The organism is Pelomonas sp. KK5, from assembly GCF_001984095.1.
GTDB lineage: Bacteria > Pseudomonadota > Gammaproteobacteria > Burkholderiales > Burkholderiaceae_C > KK5.
Map to the genome: position 1 here is coordinate 1 of NZ_LYVQ01000429.1, position 2,287 is coordinate 2,287.

Below are 2,287 nucleotides of genomic sequence, written 5' to 3' on the forward strand. Positions count from 1 at the left end.
CCTCGTGCTGCCCACGCCGCGCGGCCCGCTGCAGCTGGCCACCGACGCGCAGAGCGCCGTCGTCGTGCCCTACCGTTCCCGCAGCGGGGCCTACCGCCACTACTCGGCGGTGGACGTGCTGCACGGCCGGCTGCCGCAGGACGCGCTGCGCGGCCGCATCGTGCTGCTGGGCGCTTCCGCGCCGGGGCTGCTGGACCGACACACCACCCCGGTCGGCGACGGCTTCCCCGGCCTGGCCCTGCACGCCAGCGTGCTCTCCGGCCTGATGGACGGCACGCTGGCCAGCGTGCCCGCCTACACGCCGGCGCTGGGCGTGCTGCAGCTGCTGCTGGTTGCCCTGGTCCTGCTGCCCGCGCTGCCACGCCTGAGCCTGGCCGGCGGCGTGGCCCTGGGCCTGGCACTGTCGGCCGCGCTGCTGGCCGCCGACCTCGCCGCCTGGATGCAGGCCCGCGAGGCCTGGCCGCTCGCCGCGCCGCTGCTGCTGGTGCCCGCGCTGCTGGGCCTGCACCTGCTGCGCACCTACCTGGTCGAGCGCCACAACGTGCTGCGCCTGGGTGAGCTGTTCGGCCACTACCTGCCACCGGAGCGGGTGCGCCAGATGAGCCGGCATCCCGAGCGCTACACGATGGCCAGCCGCGACGCGGAGCTGAGCGTGCTGTTCGCCGACGTGCACGGCTTCACCGGCATCGCCGAGCGGCTGCCGCCCGAGGCACTGGCCGCGCTGATGCACGAGTTCTTCAGCGCGATGACCGACGTCGTCCAGGCCCGCGGCGGCACGCTGGACAAGTACATGGGCGATGCGCTGATGGCCTTCTGGGGCGCGCCGATCGAGGCCGGCGACCACGCGGCCCAGGCCGTCGATGCGGCGCTGGCAATGCAGGCTGCGCTGCAGCAGCTGAACCACCGCTTCGCCGCGCGCGGATGGCCGCAGCTGGCGATCAGCATCGGCATCAACAGCGGCAGCATGGTCGTCGGCGACCTCGGCTCCCGCCAGCGCCGCGCCTACACGGTGCTCGGCGACGCGGTCAACCTGGCCGCCCGGCTGCAGCAGCTGGCCAGCGAGCGCGGCCTTGACCTGCTGGTCAGCGAGGCCACCCGGCTGCAACTGCCAGCCGAGCTCGCCTGCGTCGACCTCGGCACCCAGCAGCTGCGCGGCCGGGCCGCCGCGGTACGCGTCTATCGCGTGCCGAGCGTCGCTGTCAACACCCATCCGCGGGCCTCCGCGCTGCTCACATAACGCTCCGCTTCGACTGACCGCCGGCTACATTGTTGCCGCACTGTTGCCAGAGGAGTACAGGCATGGACGACAAGAGCCGGAGACCAACCCGCGGCCGTGCGCCGCTGCTCAATCGCCTCGCGCTGGCCGCCACGCTGGCCCTGCTGGGGCCGGCCGCGCTGGCCCAGGTCAGCTCGATGCAGGCGCTGGGCAACTACTCGCTCGACGGCGACCCGGCCACGAACCTCAGCTCGCTCTACCCGGTCAACGATCCGGTGGACGTGCTGTTGTTCCCCTACTCCGGCACCACCACCACCAACGCCGGCCTGCACAGCTACGGCTCCAGCTCCGGCAGCTTCGGTAGCCGCTCGTCGGGCTTCGGCGTCTATGCGGTGGACGGCGGCTTCAAGCTGGTGGAGAGCATCACCAACAGCAGCGCCGTCGCCCAGAGCGCCAGCTTCACCTTCTCGATCACGCCGGGCCTGCTGCAGAACTCGATCGGCTCCGAGCTCGGCGCCGGGCAGTTCGTCGAGGCCGGGCTGAAGTTCGACCTGCAGAAGAACGGCAGCACCGTCTGGGACAGCAAGGCCACGCTGCACAGCGACAGCAGCGGCACCACCTTCTCCACCGGCGGCGACGCCAGCCTCTACGCCGGCGGCGGCACGCTCTACAACGTGCTCGGCGTCTCGCGCACGGTCGACCTCGGCGTGATCAACGCCGGCGAGACCATCCAGCTGAGCTACGAGCTGAGCACCTTTGCCAACGGCAACTCTGCCGCCGGACCTGACCGTTATGTCCCGCCCACCACCTTCACCGTGCCGGAGGGCTGGTACGCCTACAGCCAGTGCGGCTACGGCTACGGCGGCTATGGCGGCTACGGTGACGGCTGCGGCTACCTGCCGCCGGGATCGGTCATCGAGATCCCCGGCTACACCGTGCCCGGATCGGCCAGCGGCTCGCACGCCAGCTCGGGCGACCCGTTCTACATCCAGCTCGCGCCCGGCATCACCGCCAACGGCGGCTTCGGCCAGAACTTCGGCGAAGTGCTGCTGGAGCCCGCGCCGGTACCCG

General features: G+C 71.8%; 2 protein-coding genes. Both read left to right on the top strand.

Annotation, left to right across the window (positions count from 1 at the left end):
* A partial coding sequence (locus B0W88_RS31300; protein WP_144007123.1) for an adenylate/guanylate cyclase domain-containing protein occupies window positions 1-1,237 on the top strand: 1,237 nt, incomplete at its 5' end.
* Between the two features lie 62 nt (window positions 1,238-1,299).
* Window positions 1,300-2,287: hypothetical protein (locus B0W88_RS31305; protein WP_077038362.1), on the top strand; the 988-nt coding region annotated here is incomplete at its 3' end.